This is a genomic window from Cryobacterium tepidiphilum (genome assembly GCF_003716325.1).
GTDB lineage: Bacteria > Actinomycetota > Actinomycetes > Actinomycetales > Microbacteriaceae > Cryobacterium > Cryobacterium tepidiphilum.
Genome location: NZ_RDSR01000005.1, coordinates 1 through 17,437, shown reverse-complemented (window position 1 = coordinate 17,437; position 17,437 = coordinate 1). Strand labels below are relative to the sequence as shown.

The window sequence follows — 17,437 nt, the reverse complement described above, 5'->3', positions numbered from 1 at the left end:
GCCCGGCCGATCAGGCCGCGCTCCGCCGATCAGGGAGCGCTGGAACCCGGCGAAACGGATGCCTCGGCCCGCCCCGCCCTCTGCTCCTGGTACTCCCGCTCCCACGGCGCGGGGAACGGGAAGTACCGCTGCAGGAACGTCGTCACCGCTTCGGTGCGCGCGTCGTCGGAGATCTCGGGAAAACTGCCGTCGTTCAGGCAGAACATGTCCTGGTCGCGGCGCTTGCCGAGCCGCTTCATCTGCCGCAGCGCCGCACGCAGCGTGGTCTCGATGTAGCGCACCCGGGCCTGAGTCTGCGCCACCGCGTGGCCGGTCATGAGCGCGTAGTAGTGGTACAACGAGTTCGTCACCGAGATGTCGGTCGACGACCGGAAGCGGCTGCCTGCGGTCCGCGCGAAGTCCTCGGGGAACTCCCGCTCCATGTCGAACAGGATGCTCTTGCGCATGGGCGCAGCCGTGTGCTCCAGGTGCCGCGTGGTCACCTTGCCGAACCGCTCCCGGAGCAGCGCCCGGTTCACCCGCGCCGCGTTCTCGAATCCGCTGCGGGCCGGGTCGTTCTCGCCCAGACCGATGCGGGTGGACGCCTCGATGAACTTGGTGACGCCGCCGGGCGAGAAGAACAGCTCCGGTCCGAGCGGGCGACCGAAGAACATGTCGTCGTTGGAGTAGAGGAAGTGCTCGGCCAGGCCCGGAATGTGGTGCAGCTGGCTCTCCACCGCGTGTGAGTTGTGGGTGGGCAGCGTGCTGGTGTCGGCGAAGAAGTCTTCGCTGCGCATGATGGTGACGCGCGGGTGGTCGACGAGCCACGACGGTGCCGGCGAATCCGTTGCGATGAAGATGCGGCGCACCCAGGGCGCGAACAGGTAGACGCTGCGGAGCGCGTACTTGAGCTCATCGATCTGGCGGTAGCGGGCCTCGGAGTCGTCGCCCTCCCCCACCACATAGCCGGCCATGCGCGCGGCGCGCTCGGCCTGGTACTCCTTCGACGAGCCGTCGACCCAGGAGAAGACCATGTCGATGTCGAAGCTGATGTCGCTCGCGAGGTCGTCGAACATGTTCTGCAGGGTGCGCCAGCTGCGGTTGTACAGCTCGACCGTCGTCTCGCGGGCCTCCGAGCGCGGCAGGCGCCGGCGCATGAGCGCGTTCGGCACCGGGGCGACAATCTCGTCGTCGCCGAATCGCCACAGTTCGAGCTGGAACGCCGTGTCGGCGCCGTAGCGGAGCCGGCCGATCGGCTCGATGCGCGGGCGATAGATGCGGAAGACCGTGTCGTCGTGCGCGGCAAGTGCCCCGTCGGCCAGCAGGGCGGGCAGACCCGGCTTGCCGATCGCGCCGGACTTCTTGATGCGCACCGGTCGCAGGTAGAACGGCTCGTTCCCGAACGATTCGGCGAGCACCTGGCTGAGCTGCTCGCGCCTCGTGTCCTCCACGGCGATCACCGGGCGCCCGGCGTCGCCGCGCACGAGCAGGAAGTCGACGCCGGCGCGCTCCAACGCGTCGCGCACGGCGAGGAGGTCCTTGACCATCGACTCAGCGGGGGTGAAATGGCCGTTGATGAGCGAGATCTCGCCCTTGCGCACGACGACGTCGTCGCGGTCGAACCGCCGTGTCCGCGCCGGGGTCACCAGCACCGGTTCGGGCTCGCGGCTGAGCGAGATGATCGGCATGGCCGCGGTGTTCGTCGTCAGGCTGCTCGCCGCACTGACAGCGGATGCCGCGTCCACCACCGGTCCGTGCAGCTCACGGCTGAGCGCGCGAGCATCCAGCTCAGCGCCGGCAGCGACCTCCGGGGTTCGGAGGACGCCTTCCGGCGCATCGATTCGATCGTTGCCGCCCATGGTCCTCCTGTCTGCTCATTCCGTAGTCTACGGGCGCGCGTGGCGTGGGCACTCAGCAGGCGAAACCGTACTCGTGGTCGTTGTGCGCGCTTTCGGAGCGACAACGACTCACGACTCGCGAAGCGCCCGGACCAGTTCCTCCGCGTCGGTGAGCGGAAGCCGGCACACGAAATCGTGGCAGAGGTAGGCGGTGGGCCGGCCCTCGCGGGAGCGTCGCTCGGCGAACAGGCCGAACCCGGCCGCGGCGAACGCATCCGCCTGCTCGTCGGTGACGGATGCGACGATGCCGGCCTGAGCGCGGCGCGCCTGGTCGAGAACGGATGCCCCCGTCGCGGAGGCGCCGGCATCACCCGCGGGCATGGCGGTCGACACCACCACGAGCTGCTGCACCGGTGAGGCGAGCGCCGCCATCAGCCGCAGGGCGCCGCCGAACGCGATGGGCCGCTCGGGCGCGAGCGACGCCACGGGTCCGAGCGCCCGGGACGCCGCATCCACGTAGCGCCGGTCGCCGGTGAGGAGATAGAGCAGGTGGGCGGCATCCGCTGTGGCCGTCACGCCCGACGGATACGCACCCTCGGACGGGTCGGCGCCGAGGGCGATGCCCTGCGCCGCGAGTACCGGGTCGGCGCCGCCGGGAACCGTGAACGCGGCGTCCTGCCCGGGTGTCATCGTGCTGTCGACCAGCTCGCGCGCGGCAGACGCGTAACGGGGCTCCCCGGCGGAAAGCGAGAGCTCGAGGAGGCCGGCGGCGAACATCCCGTAATCCTCGAGAGTCGCCGGGGCGCTTGAGGTGCGCCCGCCGACCGAGGCCCGCAGCAGGGTGCCGTCGGGGCGGCGGTGGCGCTCGAGGAGGACGTCGGCGGCGGTGCCGGCGGCCGCAATGAACGCGGGAGTGCCGAGGGCGAAGCCCGCCCGGGCGAGGGCGCCGATGGCCAGGCCGTTCCAGCCGGTCAGCACCTTCTCGTCCCGCGCGGGGGGCGTCTCGAGTGCCCGGTCCTCCTCCGAGAGCGCGTAGTAGCCGCCTTCGGTGCGCTGCCCGTCCACGGTGCTCTCCGAGTCCTGGGCGCTGGCGAACCCGCCGCCGACCAGCTGCATCCGTTCGACCAGGAACCGGGCGACGCCCTCGGCGACCGTGCGCGCCCAGCCGTCACCGGTGAGTTGCCACGCTGTCGTGTACAGGTCGAGCAGTTGCGCGTTGTCGTAGAGCATCCGCTCGTAATGCGGTTCGCTCCAGTCGCGGTGCACGGCGTAGCGGAAGAAGCCGCCCTCGACCGGGTCGCGAAGCGGCGATGCGCCCATGCGCTTGAGCGTGCGCAGCGCGAGCGGACGGCTGTCGGCGCTGGCCAGCAGGAAGCCGAGCACGGGTGCAACCGGGAACTTCGGCGCGGTGCCGAAGCCGCCGTAGGTTGTGTCCTCGTAGCCGGCGAGAGTGCCGCGGGCATCGGCGAAGGCTGCCTCGCCCGGCAGGCCGTTCCCGTCGTCGCGTGCCGACACCGCTGCGGCGAGAGCCGCCCCGACCTGGTCGGCGGTCTCGAGCACGGCGTCCCGCCGGGTGGCCCACGCGTCGGAGACGGCGTCGAGCACCTGCCCGAACGACGGATGCCCGGGGATCGGCTGCGGCGGCGAATAGGTGCCCGCGAAGAACGCCTTGCCCTCCGGCGTCACGAACACGTTGAGCGGCCAACCCAGATTCTGGGTGAAGGCGCTGGCGGCGGCCAGGTAGCTGGCGTCGACGTCGGGATGCTCCTCCCGGTCGACCTTGATGCTCACGAACCGCTCGTTGAGCGATGCCGCGAGCCCCGGGTCGCTGAAGCTCTCCCTGGCCATCACATGGCACCAGTGGCAGGTGGCGTACCCGATCGAGACGAGCACCGGCACGTCGCGGGCCTTGGCCTCGGCGAACGCCTCCGGTCCCCACGCGTACCATTCGACGGGATTGTCGGCGTGGGAGCGCAGGTAGGGACTGATGGCGTCCGAGAGGCGGTTCATGCCCCTATTGTGCCCCGGTGCGCCATGCCCCGGGATCGCTAGAGTTGAGCCAGCCCAGACGGAAGGGGTGCAGGTGGACGCCTCGAAGCTCGCGGAGAGTCTCGCCGCAAAGTCCCGCACGGATGCCGGCCTGCTCACCGAGTTGCGTCGCGCCTGGCGGGGAACGCTCGACGTGCGGGATGCGCTGTGGTGGCATGCGCACCCGATGACACCTACGCCCGAGGGCCAGCCCGATCCGGCGAGTGAGCTCGGGCACCTCAAGACTGCCGTCTACTCCCGGGCTGCCGCAGCCGAGCCGGTCCTTGAGACGACAGACCCGTCCACCGGGGAGACCGTCCGTTCCACCGCCCCCGAGCGCGCGCTGCAGGCGGCCCTGCGCCGACAGGCCCAGAACGCGGATGCGATGGCGAACCTCCTCGAGCACTTCCGATCCGGCCATGCACCCGTGCCGGCACCGCCTCCGGAACCGGACATCGAAGCAGCGGAGCCGGCGGGCACGGTGGAACTCCCGGGCCGCTACAAAGGCCGCGGCCTCCCACCTCGACGCGCACGCGACATCCTCCTGCTGACAGCGGGCGTTGCCGCCGGAGTCCTCGGCATCCTGGCGGTGCAGGCACTGGGGCAACGACCCATGGCACCGGATGCCGCACTCATCGCGTCTGCCTCGTCGACGCCGTCCCCGACCCCGACCACTGAGGCCGTGGACGCGCTGATTGGCGACGCTCGTGACGTGGGATTCGACGCAGCATCCGGCTGGGTCATGGTGCCACCCGACGCGGCAGAACCCGACCCGTTCTGGATTTTCGATGAACCCGCCACACTGCGTTCTGCTTCAGAAGCGCAGGACCTCGGGCCGGACATCGTGCCGTCGTCGATCCGGACCCTCGCATCGACCGGGCAGTACGCGGTCTATGTCGCCCAGAACCGCTCCGACGAGTACTGCCTCATCGTGCGAGACGCCGGGCAGACCGGCTGGGTGAGCGGGTGCAGTGACGACGACCACATCCGTTCGTCCGGCCTGTGGATCAGCGTGCCGGTCGCGAACGCGGGCGCCTCGAGCGGAACCACCGACTTCGACGCGACGTGGGGCCCTGACGGCTCATTCAGATTCGAGCCGTCGACGACCGTCCGGTAGTCACCGGCGGCTCAGGCGGTGCCCCTCAACTCCGCCTCGACGAGCCCGCGCCGCCGGCGTTGCACGCGCATCCACACGACGAAGCCGGTCAGCGTGAACACGCCATAGAAGAGGTACAGCACAGCGGATGCGTAGTACCCGGCACTCACGAGCAGCGGCACGCCGACGACGTCGACGGCGACCCAGATGAGCCAGAACTCCGTCCAGCCCTTCGCCATGCCGTAGGTGGCGAGCAGGGAGCCCATGAAGATCCACGCATCCGCCCACACCGGCTCGAACGAGCCCAGCGCGCGGAATATGGGCGTGAGGATCAAGGTGCCGGCGACCATACCGAGCCCGAGGAACACCCGCACCCGGTTCGTCGCCCAGTGCGGGGCGACGGCGACGTGCGCCTGCGAGTTGCGGGCCGCACGCCACTGGTACCAGCCATACACGGAGACCGCGATGAACATCAGCTGCCGGCCGGCCTGGCCGTAGAGGTTGATCGGGTTCGGCGTGTGGAACACCGCCCCGAGGAATACCGTGAACAGTAGGGCGTTGCCGAGGATGCCGACCGGCCACGCCCATACCTTGCGGCGCATACCGCCCAGGGCGCTCGCCAGCCCGAACAGGTTGCCGATCACCTCACGCCACAGGATCACCTGGTCGCCGATGTGCAGCTGGGCGTCGAAGAGCCACTGGATGGGGTTCATCCGCGGTCAGTTCACGTCGTCGGGGTGCGACGCGACGCGCCCCTCGCGCTCCAGCGCGGTGATCGCCTGCTCCTCGGCGCCCGTCAGCGCGAAGTCGAAGACGTCGAAGTTCTCCGCCATCCGCTGCTTGCTGTTGGACTTGGGGAAGACGATGTTGCCGCGCTGCAGGTGCCAGCGGATGACGACCTGCGCCGGGCTCTTGGCGTGCGCATGCGCCGCCCGGGTGACGGCGGGCTCCTCGAACAGTGGGTACTTCCCCTGCCCGAGCGGTCCCCACGCCTCGATCTGGATGCCGCTCTTGTGCGCGAAGGCGGTCGTCTCCGGCTGCTGGTGGGCCGGGTGCAGCTCGATCTGGTCCACCGCCGGCACGATGTCGGTCTCCTCCATCAGCCGGGTGAGGTGCGGCACCAGGAAATTGGACACGCCGATGGAGCGAGCGCGGCCGGATTCGCGGATCTTCTCCAGCGCCTTCCAGCTCTCCACGTAGCGGTCGTTCTTCGCGGCCGGCCAGTGGATGAGGTAGAGGTCGACTTCCTCGAGTCCGAGCTTCTCCAGGCTCTCCTCGAAGGCGTCGAAGGCCGACTGGGTGCCCTGCCGGTCGTTCCAGAGCTTCGTGGTGATGAACAGCTCGTCGCGGGCGATGCCGGAGTCGGCAATGGCGTCGCCGACGCCCTTCTCGTTGCCATAGATCGCGGCCGTGTCGATGTGCCGGTAGCCCACCTTGAGCGCGTCGGTGACGATGCGAGTGGTCTCGGCCGGGTCGACCTTGAAGACGCCGAAACCGAGCTGCGGGATGGTGTGGCCGTCGTTGAGCGCGAGGCGGGGCACGGTATCAGTCATTCCTCCACCCTATTCCGCAGCGGATGCCGACGGTCGCCTCGTTGTCTGAGGTGCGTCGAATACTGGCGCGTGCAGAAAATAAGCTCAGAATTCCTCGAGATTCTCTCGCATTCTTCTCCTATCCTTGCTACACTTGAGGCATGTTCACCAACGTAGGTTTGTTCTCGGACAGGTTCCGGGTGCGATGACGCTCCTGGCCTCGAATCCCGACGTCGATCAGCCCGATGAGGTTGATCCGATCCGGGTGTTGGAGGCCACGACCGCGACGCTGCTGGAGACGGTTCCGGTGGGGACACCCGGCAAGTTGGATGACGAGCGGGCGTTGCGGTGGGCGGCAGCGGCGGAGACGCTCGGCCGTTACGCCGACGCGTTGCGGGTCGCGGCCGCGTCGGATATCAGCCACCGGTCCCGTCCGGAGCTTCTGGAGAAGAAGCTCTCCACGAGGAAGGGCTGCCGCAACGAGGTCGAACTCCTCGAGCGGGTGACGCTGGTCTCCGGGGCGACGGTGCGGCGAAGGCTCCGGCTCGGCAAGAACTTCCGGCGCGGGATGACGCTGACCGGGGAACCGATCCCGGCCGCGTTCCCCGTCATCGCCGCGGCGGTCGCGGCGGGGGCGCTGGGGTTGGATGGGGCGGATGCGATCATCACCGTGCTGACCCCGGCACTGCCGCGCGTGCACCCCGACCAGCTCGGCCTGGCCGAGGCGGCCCTCGTCGCCGCCGCGACCGGCACCAGCGGGGAAGACAGCGGGGTGCCGGTGTCCGCGGACCTCTCCCGCGTCCAGGCGGGCCTCTGGCTAGCGCACCTCAACCCCGACGGCGCAGAGCCCCGCGAAGTACAGGCCATGCAGAACCGGGGCCTGCGCTTCGGACGCGAACAAGGCGGGCTCATCCCGGTGACGGGGATGCTGATGCCTGAGACCGCCGCTGCCGCCAAACGCGTCATCGACGCGTATATGAGCCCGCGCACTGCGCCGGTCGCGTTCATCGACGAAGAACTCGCCGCCCGCGGTGAGACCCACGACCCCAGCGACACGCGCACGCCCGACCAGAAGCGGCACGACATCTTCGCCGTCATCGTCGCCACCGCCGCGAAAGCCGCCGACACCCCCACCATCGCCGGAGACGCCCCGACCGTGTTGGTCAGCGTCCGCCAGGAAGACCTCGAACAGGGCACCGGTGTCGGGCACATCGACGGGGTGGAGACACCCATCTCGATGGACGCGGTGCGGCAGATGATCTGCGCCGGCGGACTCCAAAAAGTCGTCCTCAAGAAAAACGGCAAGATCGTCGAACTCGGCACCAAGGAACGCACCTTCAACCGGGCCCAGCGCCGCGCGATCATGCTCCGCGACGGCGGCTGCATCATCCCCGGCTGTGACATCCCCGCCGCGTGGACCGAAATCCACCACGTCTGGCCCGACCGGGACGGCGGACCCACCCACACGAGCAAAGGCGTGTGTTTGTGCTGGTTCCACCACCGCACCATCGAAACATCCGGGTGGGAAATCCGCATGATCGACGGGTCACCACAGATCAAAGCACCACCCTGGATCGACAGAACCGGACGATGGCGACCCGCCACCAAATCACCCACCCGACTCACCGACCAACTCGAACAGACCCACGGCAAGTAGCTCAGGGGTTCGACCGCGGTCGAGGGTGTGGCGTGTGAGTGCGGCCGCTGCGCGGCATCCGCTGTCATCGATACCGGCGGCCCTCATCGCGACGGAACAGCACGAGCGCCAGGGCGAACGTTGCCGCGATCCAGGCCAGGATGCCGATCCAGGTCCACGGTTCCAGCGTGCCGCCCTGCACCGCCCAGATCACCAGTTCGCGCGCCTCACGCGACGGAAGGAATCTCGACAGCGTGTCCAGCCAGTCCGCGAACAGCATCGGCGGCAGGAACAGGCCGCCGGTGAAGGCGAGGGCGAACATGACGATCTGCACGACCGCGATCGCCGCCTTCGATGACAGCGCGTATCCGATGCCGATGCCGATGAACATGAACGGCAGCGACGAGACGGCGAGCGCGACGAACCCGGCCACAATGCGGAACGGCGACGCCTCCGCCGCGGTGAACAGGCCGCCGATCACGGCCACAGGAATGATCGCGGCGACCCCCATGGTGCCGGTGGAGAGCACCTGCGCCAGCACGCGGGCCGTTCCGGGAGCGGGCAGGGTGCGGAGGTACGGGTCCCACGGCTTCTCCCGGTTCTCGGAGATGGTCAGCCCAAAGCTGAACAGGGAGTTCGACATCACGGCGAACACGCTGAGCGAGATCACCGCCTGGGTCGCGAACAGCGCGTTGTCGGCGACCGTGCGCTGCGGCACCACGAAGAACAGCAGCGCGAGCGACGGGAACACGAGCGAACCGATCAGTGCAACCGGCACGCGGGAGGTCTCGAGCAGGTTGTACTTGGCGTGCAGCAGGGTGAGGCCGGCGGTGCTCATCGGACAACCTCCAACTCGTCGTGGGCGGTGAGGGTGAGGAAGGCCTCCTCGAGGGTGGCCCCGCGCACGGTCAGACCGGCGAAGCGGATGCCGGCGCGCACGAGGTCGACGATCAGGGCATCGGAGTCCTGCACGTAGAAGGTGGTCGTTCCGTCGTCGGACGCTTCCTGGCTCGCCACTCCGGGCAGGGCCGCGATGCGGCCGGGCTCGGGGGTGGACAGCCGCACCTGACGGAGCGCGACGCGGTCGAGCACGGCCGGCAGCGTGTCATCGGCGATCACGCGCCCGTGCCCCATGACGACGACGCGTTGGGCGAGCGCCTCGATCTCCTCGAGGTAGTGGCTCGTGACGACCACGGTCGCGCCGTTCTCGTGCTGGCAGCGCAGCGCGTCCCAGAGTGTGCGGCGCGCATCGACGTCGAGGCCCGTGGTGGGCTCGTCGAGCAGCACCAGCTTCGGCCGGCCGACGAAGGCCAGCGCCACGCTCAACCGGCGCTTCTGGCCACCGGAAAGGGAGCCGGTCTGCCGTTTCAACACGTCGCCCAGCCCGAACTCGCCGGCGACGGCATCCGTTGTCATGGGCGCGTCGAAATGCCGGCCGACGAAGTCGATGACCTCCCCGACCCTGAGAGTGGCCGGCAGAGCGGTCTCCTGCGGGGTGCTGCCGAGGGCCTGGCGTGTGCGGTGGTCGCGGGGCGAACCGCCGAACAGCTCGACGGTGCCGCTGCTCGGGCGCCGGAGCCCCTCGAGCAGGGAGATCAGGGTCGTCTTGCCGGCGCCGTTCGGGCCGAGGAGCCCCAGAATCGTGCCGGAGTCGATGTCGAGGCTGACGTCATCGACGGCCAGAACGTCGCCGAATCGTCGCGAGACGTTCTGCAGCCGGGCGAGGGTGGTCATACGGATTCTCCCAACAGGCCCCGCAGGGCCTCCATATAGTCTTCGAATGCGCGCCGCCCCGTGCGGGTCAGCGCAAGCCAGGTCACCGGAGTGCGTCCCTGGTGGGTCTTCACGGCCTCGACGTAACCGGCATCCTCGAGTTTCCGCAGATGTGTGGAGAGGTTGCCGGCGGTCATGCCGAGCAGTTCCTGCAGCCGGGCGAAGGCGATGCGGTCGCCGGCAGCGAGCGTGGCAAGGCTTGCCGTGATCTTCAGCCGCGCGGCGGCGTGGATGACGGGGTCGAGTTCGTCCACGCGTCACCGGCCCCGCGTGGGGTTCTTCGCGACCACGACAGCGGCGGCAAGGAAGGTTCCGCCGGCGGCCAGTGCCATGAAGAGGTTGTTGCCCGGAGCGCCGAAGTACGGCGCAATAGCCCCGACGGCCAGGAGCGCGATCGCCACGGCAAGCTGTCCGCCGTCGCGCCAGAGCGCCGCCCCGCCGAGGTAGAGGGCCCCGCACATCAGCGCGTATGCGGACGGGAAGTAGATGCTGGCGAGCTCGCTGGACATGCCGTTGGCGATCAGCCCGGTGCCGACGAGGGCGAACGCCGTTCCGCAGAGCGGCCAGGAGAGGCCGTAGACGACGCCGCCGAACGTTGAGGTTCCTCGCACACCGCGGTTGATCCGTGATCCGATGATCGCCGAGGCGACCACGGACGAGGTGATAAGTGCCCCGAACACGCCCGCAGCGAGGGGGCCGGGCACCGTGAACCAGGGGTTCCCAGCCGGGCTCGTCGACCACAGGGCGAGGAAGCCCACAAGCCAGGCGACACCCCACGTGCCGTAGAGCCATGGGACCGGGGCGAGCTGGGCGCGCTCGACATGTCGCTGCTGCTCGCCCAGGAGCTGGAGCATCCGCTGCGGGCTCAGGTCCTCGTGTTCTTCCATGGGAACTTTGTAACACAAACTACTCTGCGGCCGCAACAGATGGTTGCCCTCCCGCAGGTTTGGCCTCACCGCCGGTGATGATCGAGAATCGACGGATGACACATGCTCGCTTGGGGACCCTCGGGACGAAACCCGGTCGACGGGACGAGCTGGTCGCTCTTCTCACGAGACGAGGCGACGAGCTCGCGCAGGCCGGCTGCCTCTTGTATGAGGTCGGCATCCGTGACGACGAAGCCGACACGGTGTTCGTCGCCGAGTTGTGGGAAACCGAGGAGGCGCACCGGGCGTCTCTCGACCTCGAATCGGTGCGAGCCGGCATAGCCGAGGCCATGCCACTGCTCTCCGGGCAGATGACGAGCCACTATTTCGACGTGGTCGGCTCGCCGCTCCGCGATTGAGGCTGCCCGTGCGCGCAAGGCTTTCGCTATGCCGCGCGCAGGTGGGCCAGCACGAGCCCGATCGGAATGCTCACCAGCACGATGACCAGCAGCAGCCGGTACGTCCAGAGCGCCCACCCCGGGCCGGCGGCCTTGCCGTGCACGGTGGCGATCATCATGGCGAGGGCGATGACCAGCAGGAGCCCGCCCGCGTCGACGATGAGCGGGAGGCGCATCAGCGTTCCGCCGATGACAGCTGCGCTCCCGGCGTTCCACGCCACGAGTTCGCCGACGACGGCGGCCCGCGAGGGCTTTGCGGCGAGTGCCGCCTGCGACGCCCCGAGCGCGATCTGCGCCACGCCGTTCACCAGCACGAGGTAGGCGGCCGCCCACGACCCGTGGGCCAGCTGCAGCGGCGAGGTCACCGCTGCGACGAGGCCGCCGACAATGATGGATGCCGTGCCGAAGATCGAGCAGGCGCCCGGCCGGGGTCGGTCGCCGACCGGCGCCGGGGCCGGCACCACCTCGGCGCTCACTGCCGCACGGGAAGCGGGCGCACGAAGAGCAGGCGCCAGGCCTCCGGGACGCGCTCGAGGTAGCTCACGGCGAAGCGGCCCGGCATACGGTCCTCAATCTGGGCGAGGAGCGGCAGCGGGTCGTGCGGCGCCACCAGGATGAGTCCGCCGCCGACGGCGATTGACTCGAGGGCGCCGAAGACGGTCGCGTGCCGGATAGCGTGCGGCACTGGGCGCACGTCGAAGGCGGGATAGTCGGGCTCGTCGAGGATGCCGCACTCGCAGCTATGTCCGGGGCGCGCCGAGGCATCCGTCAACTCAATGGGCTGCTTCATGGATTAAACGTAACATCATCCGTTTTATGTTGGATATCGTTGAGGGCATGGATGCGACGCTCCCCGACCTGCAGAACCGCGACGACGTCTACGGCCTGGTGAAGGAGTTCTACCGGCGCGCATTCGCGGACGAGCTCCTGGGGCCGATCTTCACCGAGATCGCGCACATGGACCTCGACCACCACATGCCGATCATGTGCGACTTCTGGGAGACCGTGCTGTTCCGCGCTGGACTGTACCGCAGGAACACCCTGGCGCTGCATCTCAACCTGAACAAGAAGGTGCTGCTGACCGGCGAGCACTTCGACCGCTGGCTGTCGATCTGGGTTCGGAACGTCGACGAACACTTCGCCGGGGAGAAGGCGGAGCTCGCGAAGCTGCAGGCGCGACGCATCGCCGGGTCGATCCATCGCCGGCTGCAGGGCCAGTCGGGCAGCGAATTCGGTTCGATCCACTCGCGGTCGGCCTACGCTGCCATGGGGACCGGGCCGGTGCGGGCTGCGGATGCGCCCGCGTAGCCGGGCCGGCAGCTAGCGCCAGTCGCCGTTCACGTCGACGACACACAGCTCGGGCTCGACGAACGGGCGGAGTCCGGTGTCGTCCGGGTCGTGGCCGAGCGCGCGGGACGCCCCGCGCAGGAGCCCGAGGTGCACCGAGCATACGACGCCGGGTTTGCGCCGGGCCGCGTCCCGGAACGGGCATGCGTGCAGTTCGATCGAGCGGGTCGCCTCCAGGCTCGCCGCTCGATCCTCGACCGCTGCCTCCTCGACGGTCGAGAGTTGCGGGTCGAAGCCGAGCGTGTCGAGAAGCGCCACAAGGGATGCCGCGGCGCCGCCTTCCGCCGCTGCCTCGGTCAATGTCGGCTCGAACTGCTCCGACCACGCCTCACCCGCCCGGATGGCCCTGCCCCGGCCGCCGTCAGCGTCGTCGCTTAGGGCGCTGACGAGCGCGTCGGTCAAGTCGCGCTGGGCACCCTCCACGCGAGCGGACGGCGCTGGCGCGAACACCACGCGCGGGCGTCCGCGAGATCCGACGCGCTCCACCGACCGCCGGATCAGCACCGCGCGCTCGAGCTGATCCAGGTGGAACCGCACAGTTGTGACATGCAGGCCCAGCTGCGCAGCCACTCCCGCGGCGTCGATCGGGCCGACGGATTGCAGCACCGTATCGAGCACACGCCCGCGCATGCCCGCCACCGGCGTCGCCAGGTTCGCGGCCGGTTCGATGCGCCGCGCTCCCGGCGTCAGCTCAGTGCGCTGCGCCCCCGGTAGCTCTCGATCCATCCTTTGAGCGTAACATTCTCCGCTTAATCGCTGTCGCTCCCACTTTTGACTTCACGATCATCGGGGCAGCGCCGGTCAGCGACAACGAAAACGCGGCACCATCCTCCGGGCGCAGCAGTCGGCGCAGCACGCGGCCGGGAGCAGGGCGAGGCGCAATAGGATGGAGGGCTCATGATTCCCGCGCAGATCACCTTCCCCCCGGAGCTTCCGGTCAGCCAGAAGCGCGCTGACATCGCCGAGGCGATCCGCGACAACCAGGTCGTCATCGTCGCCGGGGCCACGGGCTCGGGCAAGACCACGCAGCTGCCCAAGATCTGCCTCGAGCTCGGCCGCGAGAGCATCGGCCACACCCAACCGCGCCGCCTCGCCGCCCGCACTATCGCCGAGCGCATCGCCGACGAGCTCGGCCAGGAAGTCGGCCAGCTCGTCGGCTACCAGGTGCGCTTCACCGATAAGGTCGGCGCCGACACCCGCATCAAGCTGATGACCGACGGCATCCTGCTCAACGAGATGCACCGCGACAAGCTGCTGCGCAAATACGACACCATCATCATCGACGAGGCCCACGAGCGCACCCTCAACATCGACTTCCTGCTCGGCTACCTCCGTCAGCTCCTCCCCCAGCGCCCCGACCTCAAGGTCATCATCACCTCTGCGACCATCGACCCGCAGAGCTTCGCCGCGCACTTCGCGAAACCCGACGGCACCCCTGCGCCCATCATCGAGGTGTCCGGCCGCACCTACCCGGTCGAGATCCGCTATCGGCCGCTCGTCGCCGAGGCCGAGACCGACGACGACAGCGACGAAACGGATGCCGGTGGCCCGGCCACGGCATCCGTCGACCGCGACTACATCGAGGGCATCAGCGCCGCCCTCGACGAGCTGGAACGCGAATCCACCGGCGACGTGCTCGTGTTCCTCTCCGGTGAGAATGAGATCCGTGACGCCGCCGACGCACTGAACGGCAAGTTCGCCTCCGCCGGCCGCACCGCCCCAACAGAGGTGCTCCCGCTCTACGGCCGCCTCTCCGCCGCCGACCAGCACAAGGTTTTCCAGCCGTCGACGATCGCCGGCGTGCGCCGCCGCATCGTGCTGGCCACGAACGTCGCCGAGACCAGCCTCACCGTGCCCGGCATCAAGTACGTGATCGACGCCGGCACCGCCCGCATCAGCCGCTACAGCGCGCGCTCCAAGGTGCAGCGGCTGCCGATCGAGGCGATCTCACAGGCCTCCGCCAACCAGCGCTCGGGCCGCAGCGGCCGCACCAGCAACGGCATCGCGATCCGCCTGTACTCCGAGGAGGACTTCAACCGCCGCCCGGAGTACACCGAGCCGGAGGTCCTCCGCACCAACCTCGCAGCCGTCATCCTGCAGATGATCTCCCTCGGCCTCGGCGACATCGCCGCCTTTCCGTTCCTCACCCCGCCCGACTCCCGCGGCATCAAAGACGGCCTCGACCTCCTCGCCGAGCTCGGCGCGATCGAGAACCGGGATGCGAAGTCCACGGCGGTCAGCCGCCTCACCCGGGTGGGTCACCAGCTCGCCAAGCTCCCCATCGACCCGCGCTTCGGACGCATGGTCGTCGAGTCGAAGGCGCAGGGCACCAGCCGCGAGGTGCTCGCCATCGTCGCCGGCCTCACCATCCAGGACCCGCGGGAGCGCCCGTTGGAGCGCCGGCAGCAGGCCGACGAACGCCACGCCCGGTTCGTCGACCCCACGAGCGACTTCCTCACCCTGTTGAACCTCTGGAACTACCTTGAGGAGAAGCAGAAGGAGCTCGGCTCCAGCGCCTTCCGCAGGCTGTGCAAGAACGAGTTCCTCAACTACCTGCGCGTGCGCGAATGGCAGGACGTCTACCGGCAGCTCCGCCAGCTCGCCAAGCCGCTCGGCCTGCACCTGGGTGAACCGGCGGTCAACCCCGACGGCATCCACCGGTCACTGCTCGCCGGCCTGCTCTCCCACCTCGGCCTGAAAGACACCGCCAAGCGCGATTACATCGGAGCCCGGCAACAGCGCTTCGTCCTGTTCCCCGGTTCCGCGCTGGCGAAGAAGCAGCCCAACGCGGTCATGAGCGCCGAGCTCGTCGAGACGAGCCGGCTGTTCGCCCGCATGAACGCCGCGATCGACCCCGCCTGGGCCGAACCGCTGGCCGGCTCCCTCTGCAAGCGCAGCTACTCCGAGCCGCACTGGGAGAAGAAGCAGGGCTCCGTCGTCGCCTATGAGCGCGTGACCCTCTACGGCGTGCCGATCATTCCCCGCCGACGGATCCAGTTCTCCCGCGTCGACCCCGAATACGCACGCGACCTGTTCATCCGTCACGCCCTCGTGCAGGGCGAGTGGGACATCGAGCGCCTCGACCGGCGGCTGAGCGCGTTCGACACGGCCAACCGCGCCCTTCGTGAGGAGCTCGCACAGCTCGAGGAGCGCACCCGGCGCCGCGACATCCTCTTCGACGACGAGGCGGTGTTCGAGTTCTACCACCGGCGCATTCCCGCCGACGTCTCCTCCACCCGGTCGTTCGAGACCTGGTGGCGCACGGCGCGCCAGGAGACGCCCGACCTGCTCACGATGACGGCCGAGACGCTCCTCCCCGAGGATGCGCCCGATGTCGACGAGACGCTCTTTCCGCCCGTGTGGCGGCAAGCGGACCAGCAGTTCGCGCTCAGCTACCGCTTCGAACCGGGTTCCGAGGACGACGGCGTCACCGTGCAGGTGCCACTCCCACTCCTGGCCCGGCTCTCCCCCACCGGGTTCGACTGGCAGGTGCCCGGGTTCCGCGCCGACCTCGTCACCGCCCTGATCAAGTCCCTGCCGAAGGCCATCCGCCGCAACGTCGTGCCGGCGGCCGACTGGGCGGCCCGGTTGCTCGCCGAGCTCCCGCCCGAGCCCGACCTCGACGTGCCGTTCACCGATACGATCGCCACGCTCATCCAGCGGCTCACGCACGTGCGCGTGACCTCCGCCGACTTCGACCTCGCCCGCATTCCCGCCCACCTGCGCATGTCGTTCCGCGTGGTCGACGAGCGTGGCCGCTCCGTCGCTGACGGCAAGGACCTCCGCGACCTGCAGCGGCGACTCGGCAGCCTGGCGCGCGAAAGCGTGGCGGCGGCATCCGTTGCCAGCGCCCCGCACGCGATCGAGCGCACCGGCCTCACCACCTGGGACTTCGGCGAGCTCCCCCGCTTCATCGACACCGAACAGGCCGGCGCCGGGCAGGCGAAGAACGTCATCCGCGCCTACCCGACCCTCATCGACGAGGGCGATTCTGTCGCCATCCGGCTGATGAGCACCGAGGCGGAGCAGGCGCGCACCCTCCCGGCCGGTGTTCGCCGGCTGCTGCTCCTGGCCACGCCATCGCCGGTCGCCTACGTGCAGCAGCACCTCACCGGCGCCGAGAAGCTGAGCCTCGCCACCAGCCCCTACCGCTCAACGCAGGCCCTCTTCGACGACTGCCTCGCCGCATGTGTCGACGACGTGCTGCAGCGGGTGAAGCCGGGCGGGCAGGTGTTCATGCGCGCCGAGTTCGAGAGCATCCGCGACCGGGTGTCGGGCGTCGTCATGGACGCCATGTTCGAGACCGTCGGGCTCGTCGCCCGCATCCTCACCGCCGCGCGCGCCGCCGACAAGTCGCTCAAGGGCGCGACGAGCATGGCCCTGCTTCCCGCGTTGACGGATGCCCGTGCCCAGCTGGACGCGCTGGTCTACCCCGGGTTCGTCAGCGCCACCGGCCTCGCCCAGCTGCGGCACCTGCCGCGCTACCTCGCCGGCATCACCGCCCGGGTGGGCAAGCTGGAGGGGAACCCCGGCCGGGACCGGGTGTGGATGAACGAGGCACAGGCCGCGCTCGCGCGCTTCACCGACGCCGGCGGCACGCTGCCGCTGCCGGCATCCGCTGCCCCCAACCTGACGCGGGCGCGCTGGATGATCGAGGAACTGCGCATCAGCCTGTTCGCGCAGGAGTTGCGCGCCGCGGAGAGTGTCTCGCTGCAGCGCATCCAGAAGGTGCTCACCACGTGAGGGGCCAACTCTCCCTAGGAGGCTGCTGAACAATTCGGCGGTTTAAGGCGCGCCTCTGGGGTGGTCGGTTGGTTGGGTTAAGACTTGTTTCATGCAGGGTCGTGATGATGGTCAGCGTCAGCTTCTGGATGTCGAGTCCCT

At 69.2% G+C, this 17,437-nt stretch carries 16 protein-coding genes; 5 read left to right on the top strand and 11 right to left on the bottom strand.

Features of this window, described 5'->3' with window-relative positions; all coding sequences use genetic code 11:
- Window positions 1-29 precede the first annotated feature (29 nt).
- A complete protein-coding gene (locus EEJ31_RS04320) occupies window positions 30-1,667 on the bottom strand; it encodes a stealth family protein (protein WP_123045176.1) in 1,638 nt (545 codons plus the stop codon).
- A gap of 279 nt (window positions 1,668-1,946) precedes the next feature.
- Window positions 1,947-3,827 (bottom strand): thioredoxin domain-containing protein, encoded by a 1,881-nt coding sequence (locus EEJ31_RS04315; RefSeq protein ID WP_123045072.1) that lies wholly within the window; start codon window positions 3,825-3,827, stop codon window positions 1,947-1,949.
- A 73-nt stretch (window positions 3,828-3,900) separates the two neighbouring features.
- Between EEJ31_RS04315 and EEJ31_RS04310 the strand changes: the two genes are divergently transcribed.
- Window positions 3,901-4,962 carry a hypothetical protein gene (locus tag EEJ31_RS04310; RefSeq protein ID WP_148040124.1) on the top strand — a complete coding sequence of 354 codons (1,062 nt, stop codon included), beginning with the start codon at window positions 3,901-3,903 and terminating at the stop codon, window positions 4,960-4,962.
- Between the two features lie 11 nt (window positions 4,963-4,973).
- Here EEJ31_RS04310 and pnuC read toward each other — a convergent pair whose 3' ends face one another.
- Both pnuC and EEJ31_RS04300 read right to left on the bottom strand, forming a co-directional pair.
- Window positions 4,974-5,654 (bottom strand): nicotinamide riboside transporter PnuC, encoded by a 681-nt coding sequence (pnuC, locus tag EEJ31_RS04305; RefSeq protein ID WP_123045070.1) that lies wholly within the window; start codon window positions 5,652-5,654, stop codon window positions 4,974-4,976.
- Between the two features lie 6 nt (window positions 5,655-5,660).
- Entirely contained in the window at window positions 5,661-6,494 is an 834-nt protein-coding gene (locus EEJ31_RS04300; protein WP_123045069.1) for an aldo/keto reductase, read from the bottom strand.
- A 184-nt stretch (window positions 6,495-6,678) separates the two neighbouring features.
- Between EEJ31_RS04300 and EEJ31_RS04295 the strand changes: the two genes are divergently transcribed.
- Window positions 6,679-8,130: an HNH endonuclease signature motif containing protein gene (locus tag EEJ31_RS04295; RefSeq protein ID WP_123045068.1), complete on the top strand. Its 1,452-nt coding sequence runs from the start codon at window positions 6,679-6,681 to the stop codon at window positions 8,128-8,130.
- 64 nt (window positions 8,131-8,194) lie between these two features.
- Here EEJ31_RS04295 and EEJ31_RS04290 read toward each other — a convergent pair whose 3' ends face one another.
- Genes EEJ31_RS04290 through EEJ31_RS04275 form a run of 4 tightly spaced genes read right to left on the bottom strand, consistent with a single transcriptional unit; the run spans window position 8,195 to window position 10,769 of the window.
- Window positions 8,195-8,947, bottom strand: coding sequence for an ABC transporter permease (locus EEJ31_RS04290; RefSeq protein WP_123045067.1), 753 nt, complete (start codon window positions 8,945-8,947; stop codon window positions 8,195-8,197).
- Entirely contained in the window at window positions 8,944-9,843 is a 900-nt protein-coding gene (locus EEJ31_RS04285; protein WP_123045066.1) for an ABC transporter ATP-binding protein, read from the bottom strand. The genes EEJ31_RS04290 and EEJ31_RS04285 overlap by 4 nt, the downstream gene beginning before the upstream one ends.
- A complete protein-coding gene (locus EEJ31_RS04280; protein WP_123045065.1) occupies window positions 9,840-10,136 on the bottom strand; it encodes a winged helix-turn-helix domain-containing protein in 297 nt (98 codons plus the stop codon). Before EEJ31_RS04280 ends, EEJ31_RS04285 begins: the two co-directional genes overlap by 4 nt.
- A 3-nt stretch (window positions 10,137-10,139) precedes the next feature.
- Window positions 10,140-10,769, bottom strand: a complete 630-nt coding sequence (locus tag EEJ31_RS04275) for a hypothetical protein (protein WP_123045064.1) — start codon at window positions 10,767-10,769, stop codon at window positions 10,140-10,142.
- 95 nt (window positions 10,770-10,864) lie between these two features.
- On the opposite strand from EEJ31_RS04275, the gene EEJ31_RS04270 reads away from it, so the two are divergent.
- Window positions 10,865-11,167, top strand: coding sequence for a putative quinol monooxygenase (locus EEJ31_RS04270; protein WP_123045063.1), 303 nt, complete (start codon window positions 10,865-10,867; stop codon window positions 11,165-11,167).
- A gap of 26 nt (window positions 11,168-11,193) precedes the next feature.
- Here the strand turns inward: EEJ31_RS04270 and EEJ31_RS04265 are convergent, their stop codons facing one another.
- Window positions 11,194-11,682, bottom strand: coding sequence for a hypothetical protein (locus EEJ31_RS04265; RefSeq protein WP_199727270.1), 489 nt, complete (start codon window positions 11,680-11,682; stop codon window positions 11,194-11,196).
- Window positions 11,679-11,996: a DUF2249 domain-containing protein gene (locus EEJ31_RS04260; RefSeq protein ID WP_123045062.1), complete on the bottom strand. Its 318-nt coding sequence runs from the start codon at window positions 11,994-11,996 to the stop codon at window positions 11,679-11,681. The genes EEJ31_RS04265 and EEJ31_RS04260 overlap by 4 nt, the downstream gene beginning before the upstream one ends.
- 26 nt (window positions 11,997-12,022) lie before the next feature.
- Between EEJ31_RS04260 and EEJ31_RS04255 the strand changes: the two genes are divergently transcribed.
- Window positions 12,023-12,514, top strand: coding sequence for a group III truncated hemoglobin (locus EEJ31_RS04255; RefSeq protein WP_199727269.1), 492 nt, complete (start codon window positions 12,023-12,025; stop codon window positions 12,512-12,514).
- A 12-nt stretch (window positions 12,515-12,526) separates the two neighbouring features.
- Here EEJ31_RS04255 and EEJ31_RS04250 read toward each other — a convergent pair whose 3' ends face one another.
- On the bottom strand, window positions 12,527-13,279 hold the full coding sequence (locus EEJ31_RS04250; RefSeq protein ID WP_123045061.1) for a helix-turn-helix transcriptional regulator: 753 nt from the start codon (window positions 13,277-13,279) through the stop codon (window positions 12,527-12,529).
- A gap of 171 nt (window positions 13,280-13,450) precedes the next feature.
- Here EEJ31_RS04250 and hrpA point away from each other — a divergent pair, with 171 nt between their 5' ends.
- Window positions 13,451-17,296: an ATP-dependent RNA helicase HrpA gene (gene hrpA, locus EEJ31_RS04245; RefSeq protein WP_199727268.1), complete on the top strand. Its 3,846-nt coding sequence runs from the start codon at window positions 13,451-13,453 to the stop codon at window positions 17,294-17,296.
- Window positions 17,297-17,437 lie beyond the last annotated feature (141 nt).

Bases quoted from the DNA above. Each gene is read 5' to 3' on its own strand.
- EEJ31_RS04320 (WP_123045176.1), bottom strand. From the start codon at position 1,667: ATGCCGATCATCTCGCTCAGCCGCGAGCCCGAACCGGTGCTGGTGACC.
- EEJ31_RS04315 (WP_123045072.1), bottom strand. From the start codon at position 3,827: ATGAACCGCCTCTCGGACGCCATCAGTCCCTACCTGCGCTCCCACGCC.
- pnuC (WP_123045070.1), bottom strand. From the start codon at position 5,654: ATGAACCCCATCCAGTGGCTCTTCGACGCCCAGCTGCACATCGGCGAC.
- EEJ31_RS04300 (WP_123045069.1), bottom strand. From the start codon at position 6,494: ATGACTGATACCGTGCCCCGCCTCGCGCTCAACGACGGCCACACCATC.
- EEJ31_RS04295 (WP_123045068.1), top strand. From the start codon at position 6,679: ATGACGCTCCTGGCCTCGAATCCCGACGTCGATCAGCCCGATGAGGTT.
- EEJ31_RS04290 (WP_123045067.1), bottom strand. From the start codon at position 8,947: ATGAGCACCGCCGGCCTCACCCTGCTGCACGCCAAGTACAACCTGCTC.
- EEJ31_RS04285 (WP_123045066.1), bottom strand. From the start codon at position 9,843: ATGACCACCCTCGCCCGGCTGCAGAACGTCTCGCGACGATTCGGCGAC.
- EEJ31_RS04275 (WP_123045064.1), bottom strand. From the start codon at position 10,769: ATGGAAGAACACGAGGACCTGAGCCCGCAGCGGATGCTCCAGCTCCTG.
- EEJ31_RS04270 (WP_123045063.1), top strand. From the start codon at position 10,865: ATGACACATGCTCGCTTGGGGACCCTCGGGACGAAACCCGGTCGACGG.
- EEJ31_RS04260 (WP_123045062.1), bottom strand. From the start codon at position 11,996: ATGAAGCAGCCCATTGAGTTGACGGATGCCTCGGCGCGCCCCGGACAT.
- EEJ31_RS04255 (WP_199727269.1), top strand. From the start codon at position 12,023: ATGTTGGATATCGTTGAGGGCATGGATGCGACGCTCCCCGACCTGCAG.
- EEJ31_RS04250 (WP_123045061.1), bottom strand. From the start codon at position 13,279: ATGGATCGAGAGCTACCGGGGGCGCAGCGCACTGAGCTGACGCCGGGA.
- hrpA (WP_199727268.1), top strand. From the start codon at position 13,451: ATGATTCCCGCGCAGATCACCTTCCCCCCGGAGCTTCCGGTCAGCCAG.